The sequence below is a fragment of the Mesorhizobium sp. M4B.F.Ca.ET.017.02.2.1 genome, from assembly GCF_003998955.1.
GTDB lineage: Bacteria > Pseudomonadota > Alphaproteobacteria > Rhizobiales > Rhizobiaceae > Mesorhizobium > Mesorhizobium abyssinicae.
Window position 1 is genome coordinate 1 of sequence record NZ_RZOF01000302.1, and the last position, 7,673, is coordinate 7,673.

Here is a 7,673-nt window from a genome sequence, read left to right on the forward strand (position 1 = left end):
TGCTGCATGCGCTCGGCGGCATTTACTCCGCCCCCAACACGCCGGACTGGCGCGACCGCTCGGGGCGGCTGGTCAAGCTCTTGATGGATGGGTTGCGGTTCGGGGCGACGAAGGCGTCGAAACCGCCCCGATAGTCGGGCGCGCCACGATCGGCCTATCGACCCAGCGGTTGCCTCGACAGCGAGAGCAGTTCTTCCTCGTCGGTGATGCCGGCCATGTAGTTGGCAAGGATGCGCGACGCCAGACCTTCGAGACGATCGGCGGAATCGCTTTCGAGTTTCAGCCGTTCGAAGATCCTTGCCAGCAAAGCCAGTTCGGACGGATCGAAAATACCAGCGTCCTGAGCTTTTCGACGAATTGGCATGACGCCTCCCAAACAGACGTTTTCGCAAGGCCATTGCAACGCGCCCCGTCGAGACTGCGAGTTCGTGGTTAAGAAAACATTAGCCATGCAAAAAGTTCCAGTGCGGTCGAAATGGGCCGTGTGCGCTTTGCCGCCGACCGTTCCGCAAATACACAAACGTGTCATCGACTGGCATTGCCGGGAGCGCAGCCTAGATAGGGCGCGGGGCAAACATGATTGCAGAAGGACATACGCATGCCTGAACGGCTGACACTGAACGACGGCTCCACCATCCCCCAAATCGGTCTGGGCGTCTGGCAGGTCGACCCGGGCACCACCGCCAAGGTCGTGCGCTGGGGGATCGAGGCCGGCTACCGGCTGATCGACACCGCCGAGGGCTACCGCAACGAGGAAGGCGTCGGCGAGGCGATCCGCGCGGCTGGCGTGCCGAGGGCCGAGCTGTTCATCACCTCCAAGCTGCGCAACGGTGCGCACCAGCGCGATGCCGCGCTGCGCGCTTTCGACGACACGATGCAAGAGCTCGGCATCGACCAGATCGATCTCTTCCTCATCCACTGGCCAGTGCCGAGCCAGGGCAAGTATGTCGAAGCCTGGAAGACGCTGGTCGAATTGCGGAAGGCCGGCCGGATAAAATCGGTCGGCGTGTCGAACTTCAACCAGGACCATCTGGAGCGCATCATCGGCGAGACCGGCGTTACGCCGACCGTCAACCAGATCGAGCTGCACCCGCGCTTCCAGCAGCGGGACAAGCGTGATTTTCACGCTAGGCACGACATCAGAATAGAAAGCTGGAGCCCGCTGGGCAGCGGCCGGCTGCTGGCCGATCCGACGCTCGAGGCAATCGCCAGGAAGCACGGTAAGTCGGTGGCGCAGGTGATCATCCGCTGGCACCTGCAGGAGGGGCTGATCGTCATTCCGAAGTCGAACCACCAGGACCGCATCGCCGCCAATTTCGACGTCTTCGACTTCGCGCTCGATGGCAGGGACCTTGAGACCATCCGCGGCATGGACTCGCAAGACGCCCGCACCGGGCCGGACACGGCGACGGCGGAGTTTTTGTTCTGAGGCGTTGAAACAGCTAATCTCCCCCATCGTGGGGGAGATTAGCGCTTCGCCGAAGGCGCCTTTTCTGCACCGTTGGCGATTGGCCTATCGCTACGCCATCGCCACGATCACATGCGCCTGGATCTTGGCGGCGACCGCGCCGCTGCCGTGTCTGTCCTTGATCACGGCTTCGGCGTGATCGGTCGCCGCTTGCAGTTTTCCCGCGTCCCTGGCCTCGATCTCGTTGCGCAGCAGCGTGCCCTGGCAATAGGCGACGGCCGGAACGCGCGGCGAGGATGCCCGGCTTTGCTCGGCTCTCGTCTCGATCGTGATATCGGAGAAACCCGCGGCCTCCAGGTCCCCGCGGATCAGCTCCTTGTGGTGGTAGCCGTGCGGCGTGCGCGCCAGGAAGCGCGGCGGATCGTCGGGAAAAATCTCGGCGAGCGCCTTCGTTACGTCATTCGCAAAGACATTCTCCTCGATGCGATCCCACACGTTGAACAAAAAGCGTCCTCCGGGCTTCAGGACGCGCCTTGCTTCGCGATAGCCGGCCGTGCGGTCGGGAAAGAACATCGCGCCGAACTGACAACAGACGAGATCGAAGGCCGCGTCCTCGAACGGCAGCGCCAGTGCATCCGCCTGGCGCCATTGGATGCGGCTGTCGGGGCCTTGCCGCGCGGCGGCATAGTCGAGCATCGGCTGTTGAGGTCGGTCACGACATAGCTTGCGCCGACCGGCAGTTTTGGCGCCAGCGCGCGGGTGACGACCCCGGTGCCGGCTGCGGTCTCCAGGACGGCGCCGGGCGACAGCGCCGCCGCCCGTCGCGCGAGATCCACTGCGTAGGGCTCGAAGATCAACGGCACCATATGGCGGTCGTAGTTTTCCGGAACAGAGCCGGCGAACACCTTGTCGGTTTCCAGCATTTCTATTCCCCCGTCCGTTTGATGGCTGGCAAGGCTAGCATATGATTGCTTGTTTCGGCTCGTTTTCGACCGAAAGGCGTCCGGCGCCATATGCGGCTACGCTGGACCTATTTCGCCTTATCCAGCGCTTGGTTGGTTGAGCCGCCCGAACCCAGGACGCGAGCCGGCTATCCCTTTTCTTCCACCAGGATCACCAGCGATTCCGGTACCACGCCGTCGAATTCCATGGCATCGGCGGCTGCCTTGCTCTGCATCAGGGCTGCAAGCTTGTCCATGTCCGGAACGTCCATCATCAGCGCCACCCGGTTCGGGTTCTGCGGATCGACGAAGGTGCGGATGTTGGTGATTCCGAGCGCGCCGAAAATCTCCTTGCGCTTCGGCGACGTGAGCCAGTGCTTGGCGCCTTTCGTGATGTTGTGATGGCCGATGATCGTTGGCATTGCGGACCCTCCCAAGGTGGCGCCCGGCGGGTCGAAATCGCCCGTCTGGTGCGATCTATGCGAGCGCGAATCAGCGCCGTTTCCATTTGGCTGTCAATTAACATTCGCTGATGGGTAGGCACCTTCTCCGGCACGGGGAGAAGGACTAGGTTCCGTCGTTACGCACCCAGGAGTCCGCCCATTCCAAAACCCACCTTCCTCGAGATCGCCCGCCGTGCCGGCGTCGGCACGGCGACCGTCGAGCGTGTGCTGAACGGCAGAGGCGGGGTGCGCCCTGCCACCGTCGAGAAGGTGGTGGCGGCGGCGCGCTCGCTCGACTATCCGCGCCGTCTGCCCGAGGCGCATCGCGGCGTCATCCGCATCGAGGTGATCCTGGTCAGGCCGGACGCGACTTTCTTCGCCAGGCTCTCGCGCGCCTTCGAGCGCATCGCCGCCACCCTCGACCGCTCGATCGCCGTCCACCGCACTTTCCTCGACGAAGCGAACCCAGCCGAGATCGCCGCGCGCATCCTCGATCCGGACTTGCGCCGCGCCGGGTTGATCCTCGCCGTTCCCGACCATCCGCTGGTCAGCGCCGCGCTTCGCCAGCTCGAGGGCGAAAGGATCCCGACGGTGCAGATCGTCACCCAGATCTCCGGCACCAAAAGCACCTATGTCGGCATCGACAACTACGCCGCCGGCCGCATGGCCGGCCTGCTGATGGCACGCATGCAGCGCCGGCCGGGCAAGGTCGTCGCCATCTGCCACAGCCAGATCTACCGCGTCCACCGCGACCGCGTGCGCGGCTTCTTCGACTATCTGATCGAGGCTGGCGTTGAGTTCGAGCCGGTCGCGGCGCTGTTCGGCCATGACGATGGCGACCGCAACGCCGAACAATTGCACGAGGCGCTGAAGCGCTGGCCGGACCTTGCCGGCCTCTACAATGCCGGCGGCGCCAACACGGCGCTGAACGAGGTGCTGCGCCGCCACCCGAGGGGCCGCGACATCTTCTTCGTCGGTCACGAATTGACCGAGCGCAGCACGCGCGCCTTGCGCGAGGGCACGATGGACGTCGTGCTCGACCAGTCGCCGGAAGCTCAGGCGCGCCGCGCCATAGACCTTGTGCTCGCGGCGCTGAACCTGCACGACCTGCCGGTCGACAATCCACCGATCCGCTTCGTCACCTTCACCGCCGAGAACCTTTGATCTGATTTGATCAAGGAACCGGGAGCCTTCGCCGCCGTCGCGGTGCTAACTCGCCCGTGAACGGAAGGGCGATGGCATGTGAAGTTCGCCCCCTCATCCGGCCGCTTCACCTGCACCTTTTGCCGTTTCGGAGAAGAGGCGGGCGGCGGCACCGATGATCTCCCTCTTCCTTCGGGAAGAGGTCGGATGCCTTCGATCTGTCCTTCACAGATCGGCAGGCAATCCGGGTGAGGGGGCTCTTTCCTACCTGCGATCGTCCGCCCGCGAACGGGAGGATGCATTTGTGACGAGACGGCTGACAGTCAGCGACCTGCAAAGCCAGAAGGGCGGCCGCAAATGGCTGCAACTGCATGTCGACACGCCGGCCGAGGCGGCCGCCGCGGTAGCCTGCGACATCGTCATCCTGTCCTGTGAGCCCGACCACAATCTGGAATTGATCCGCCAGGCGGCACCCTTCGCCTTCCTCTCCGTCGGCATGCCGCACGGCGCGGTCGCCTCGCCCGATGAGGCGGTGCGGCTGGGCTTCGCCATGATGAAGCGCGGCGCCGATGCGGTCTATTGCTCGCATTCGCCGCGCTTCATCGAGGCCATGGCGGCGGAGGGCATCCCGGTCACCGGCCATGTCGGCCTGGTGCCGAACCGCGCCACCTGGACGAATTTCCGCGCTGTCGGGCGCACCGCGGACGAAGCCTTCAAAGTGCTGCGCGCGGTAAAGGACATCGAGAATGCGGGCGCGGCCTGCGTCGAGGTCGAGGTGGTGCCGGTCAGGCTCGCCGACCACATCACGCGCGCCACCCCGCTGACCACCATGGGCATGGGCTGCGGTACGGCCTGCGACACGCAGTATCTGTTCTCCTGCGATGTGCTCGGCACCCATGCTGGCCACTATCCGCGCCACGCCAAGCGCTACGCCGACTTCGTCACGCTGGAGGCCGAGCTGCAGGAAAAGCGTATTGCCGCCTTCCGCGCCTTCGGCCGCGACGTGGTGGCCGGCGCCTATCCCGAAGCGAAGCACCAGGTCGACATGGACGATGCCGCCTACGACCGCTTCCTCACCCTCTCTCAATCTTTGTGAAACCGGGGCCCTGTGAGACCAGCCATGGACGACTTGCAATACGGCACGCGCAACAAGCGAGGCGACTGGGCGCCGAACGAGCCGGCCGGCACCGCGCCCCTCTTCGTCTTCCCACCGCGGCCGCTGGCGGTGCTGAAATGGCTGCCAAGCTACTTTCTGCCCTACAATGTGCTGTTCGCGCTGTCGGCGGTGGCGTGGTGGCGCTTCGTGTTGCCCGACGTCGAGGTGATGAAGACGCTTTCCGTCGGCTGGATCCTTTGGCTGTTCGTCGTCAACTGCGCAGCGCTGCTTGTCTTCTTCGGCGTCTTCGAGCTTCGACTCTACATTTTGAGAGCCCAGGGCAACCGCTTCAAATACAACGGCAAATGGCCGTCGGAGCAGAAGAGCAAGGCGTTCTTCTTCGAGAACCAGAACCTCGACAACATGCTGCGCACCTTCGGCACCGGTATGCCGATCTGGACGGCGATCGAGGTCGCCATCCTCCATGCCTACGCCAATGGCTACGTGCCGTGGCTGAGCTTCGCCGAGCACCCGCTCTACCTGTTCCTGCTGGCGCTGGTGGTGCCGATCATCCACGAGACGCATTTCTTCCTGCTGCACCGGACGATCCACTGGGGGCCGCTCTACAAATGGGTGCATTCGGTGCACCACAATTCGGTCAACCCGTCGCCCTGGTCGTCGCTGTCGATGCACCCGGTGGAGCAGCTCGGCTATCTCGGCGTCGCCTTCTGGCACCTGATCATCCCGTCCAACCCGCTGCTCGCGCTCTACCAGCTCCACTATGCCGGCTTCGGCGCCATTCCCGGCCATGTCGGCTTCGACAAGGTGGAACTGACCGAGGACGCGAGCGTCGATAGCCACGCCTACATCCACTACCTGCACCACAAATATTTCGAGGTGAACTACGGCGACGGCCTGATCCCGTTCGACCGCTGGCTCGGCACCTTCCACGACGGCAGCAAGGACGGCGAGGCCCGCATGCAGGCCCGCTACGAGAAGAAGAAGGCGCGCGCCAACGCCGCCGCCAAATGACAGCCCAGTGAATGCTATCCCGAAAGGGCCGGAGACAAAGCGGGGTGAACCGGCACCCATCCGCAAAGGGAGGAAACCCGTGAAGAAACTTCTGATCTCGACCGCGCTTGCCGCGCTGATGGCGATGCCGGCAACCGCCTTCGCCGCCAAGATCGGCGTCTCGATCGTCAATTTCGACAACAACTTCCAGACGCTGCTGAAGAACGGCATGCAGGCCCGCGCCAAGGAAAAGGGCGCCGACATCCAGGTCGAGGACGCGCAGAACGACGTCGCCAAGCAGCTCGATCAGGTGAAGAACTTCATCGCCAGCGGCGTCGACGCCATCATCGTCACCCTGGTCGACACCAACGCCTCAAAGTCGCTGAGCGAGGAGGCCGCCAAGGCCGGCATTCCGCTGGTCTTCGTCAACCTCGAACCGACCGACATGGCGAACCTCCCGGAGAAGCAGGTCTATGTCGGCTCGAACGAGGTCGAGTCCGGCACGCTGGAGGCCTTCGAAGTCTGCAAGATGCTGCGCGCCAAGGGCAAGTCATCGGGCGCCACCGCCTACATCGTCATGGGCAGCCTGGTGCACCAGGCAGCGCTGCAGCGCACCAAGGATGTCGAGCAGGTCTTTTCGACCGACATGTGCAATTTCATCAAGGTGACCGACAAGCAGTCCTCCGAGTGGTCGCGCGACAATGCGCAGAACCTGATGACCAACTGGCTGACCGCCGGCCAGGCGCCGGATGCCGTCATCGCCAACAATGACGAATCCGCCATCGGCGCCATCCTGGCGCTGAAGGCCAACGGCATCGACATGAAGAACGTCGTCGTCGGCGGCATCGACGCCACGCAGGACGGCCTCCAGGCGATGAAGGCGGGCGACCTTGCGGTGACGGTGTTCCAGAACGCCAACGGGCAGGGCGGCGGCGGTGTCGATGCCGCGCTCGCGCTCGCCAAGGGCGAGAAGGTCGACCGCGTCGTCTACGTGCCGTTCGAGCTGGTCACCCCGGCCAACGCCGCCGAGTACCTCAACAAGAACTGATCCTACGACCAAGCCCTCCGGGCGGTCGTTACAGCCGTCCCGGAGGCTCGACCGAAATCGACAGGGAAAGAAGAATGACCAGCTGGATCAGGGCCTGCGGCCTCGACGACATCGAACAGGAAGGCGCGCGGCGCTTCGACCATGGCGGCCGCACCTACGCCGTCTTCCGCTCGCCCGACAACGAAGTGTTCTGCACCGACGGGCTGTGCACGCACGAGGCGGTGCACATCGCCGACGGCCTGGTCATGGACTACGAGGTGGAATGCCCGAAACATGCCGGCGCCTTCGACTACCGCACCGGCGCGGCCAAGCGCCTGCCGCCTTGCATAAATCTCAGGACCTATCCGGCGAAGGTCGAGGCGGGAGAGGTAATGGTGGAGGTGGGGTAGGGCGTTGAAGCTGCCAATCTCCTCCCTTGCGGGGGAGATGCCCGGCAGGGCGGAGGGGGTCGGTTCGACTGGGCTCTACCTCCTGCGGCGGATCAGGCTGGCGCTCCACGCGCGGCGACCCCCCTCTGTCGCCTTCGGCGACATCTCCCCCTCAAGGGGGGAGACTGGCGCTAAATCCCCGAGCCGTCCAGCAG

At 64.4% G+C, this 7,673-nt stretch carries 8 protein-coding genes and 2 pseudogenes; 7 read left to right on the forward strand and 3 right to left on the reverse strand.

All coding sequences use genetic code 11. From position 1 onward, the window contains the following. Nucleotides 1-134: pseudogene (locus EN738_RS36450) on the forward strand (TetR family transcriptional regulator); the annotation flags it as partial. A gap of 20 nt (nucleotides 135-154) precedes the next feature. Here EN738_RS36450 and EN738_RS26855 read toward each other — a convergent pair. Continuing rightward, nucleotides 155-451 carry a hypothetical protein gene (locus EN738_RS26855; RefSeq protein WP_320321485.1) on the reverse strand — a complete coding sequence of 99 codons (297 nt, stop codon included), beginning with the start codon at nucleotides 449-451 and terminating at the stop codon, nucleotides 155-157. 147 nt (nucleotides 452-598) lie between these two features. Here EN738_RS26855 and EN738_RS26860 point away from each other — a divergent pair, with 147 nt between their 5' ends. Further along, entirely contained in the window at nucleotides 599-1,429 is an 831-nt protein-coding gene (locus EN738_RS26860; RefSeq protein WP_127286336.1) for an aldo/keto reductase, read from the forward strand. Between the two features lie 90 nt (nucleotides 1,430-1,519). On the opposite strand, the pseudogene EN738_RS26865 reads toward EN738_RS26860, so the two are convergent. Both EN738_RS26865 and EN738_RS26870 read right to left on the reverse strand, forming a co-directional pair. After that, nucleotides 1,520-2,331 (reverse strand): annotated as a pseudogene (locus EN738_RS26865) (methyltransferase domain-containing protein). Nucleotides 2,332-2,498: 167 nt separating this feature from the next. After that, the gene (locus EN738_RS26870; protein WP_127286337.1) at nucleotides 2,499-2,771 is read right to left on the reverse strand and encodes a hypothetical protein; all 273 of its coding nucleotides are present in this window, start codon (nucleotides 2,769-2,771) and stop codon (nucleotides 2,499-2,501) included. Between the two features lie 180 nt (nucleotides 2,772-2,951). Between EN738_RS26870 and EN738_RS26875 the strand changes: the two genes are divergently transcribed. The 5 genes from EN738_RS26875 to EN738_RS26895 all read left to right on the forward strand — a co-directional run bounded on the left by EN738_RS26875 (nucleotide 2,952) and on the right by EN738_RS26895 (nucleotide 7,479). Continuing rightward, nucleotides 2,952-3,956 carry a LacI family DNA-binding transcriptional regulator gene (locus tag EN738_RS26875; RefSeq protein ID WP_127286338.1) on the forward strand — a complete coding sequence of 335 codons (1,005 nt, stop codon included), beginning with the start codon at nucleotides 2,952-2,954 and terminating at the stop codon, nucleotides 3,954-3,956. A 283-nt stretch (nucleotides 3,957-4,239) separates the two neighbouring features. After that, nucleotides 4,240-5,031, forward strand: coding sequence for a 3-methyl-2-oxobutanoate hydroxymethyltransferase (locus EN738_RS26880; protein ID WP_127286339.1), 792 nt, complete (start codon nucleotides 4,240-4,242; stop codon nucleotides 5,029-5,031). A 24-nt stretch (nucleotides 5,032-5,055) separates the two neighbouring features. Further along, nucleotides 5,056-6,063, forward strand: a complete 1,008-nt coding sequence (locus EN738_RS26885) for a sterol desaturase family protein (RefSeq protein WP_127286340.1) — start codon at nucleotides 5,056-5,058, stop codon at nucleotides 6,061-6,063. Nucleotides 6,064-6,142: 79 nt separating this feature from the next. Beyond that, entirely contained in the window at nucleotides 6,143-7,090 is a 948-nt protein-coding gene (locus EN738_RS26890; RefSeq protein ID WP_127286341.1) for a substrate-binding domain-containing protein, read from the forward strand. A gap of 74 nt (nucleotides 7,091-7,164) precedes the next feature. Then, nucleotides 7,165-7,479 carry a MocE family 2Fe-2S type ferredoxin gene (locus EN738_RS26895; RefSeq protein WP_127286342.1) on the forward strand — a complete coding sequence of 105 codons (315 nt, stop codon included), beginning with the start codon at nucleotides 7,165-7,167 and terminating at the stop codon, nucleotides 7,477-7,479. The last annotated feature ends 194 nt before the right edge of the window (nucleotides 7,480-7,673 follow it).

Excerpts from the sequence above, each read along its gene's own strand:
- EN738_RS26885 (WP_127286340.1), top strand. The coding sequence starts at position 5,056 with ATGGACGACTTGCAATACGGCACGCGCAACAAGCGAGGCGACTGGGCG.
- EN738_RS26895 (WP_127286342.1), top strand. The coding sequence starts at position 7,165 with ATGACCAGCTGGATCAGGGCCTGCGGCCTCGACGACATCGAACAGGAA.
- EN738_RS26860 (WP_127286336.1), top strand. The coding sequence starts at position 599 with ATGCCTGAACGGCTGACACTGAACGACGGCTCCACCATCCCCCAAATC.
- EN738_RS26855 (WP_320321485.1), bottom strand. The coding sequence starts at position 451 with ATGGCTAATGTTTTCTTAACCACGAACTCGCAGTCTCGACGGGGCGCG.
- EN738_RS26870 (WP_127286337.1), bottom strand. The coding sequence starts at position 2,771 with ATGCCAACGATCATCGGCCATCACAACATCACGAAAGGCGCCAAGCAC.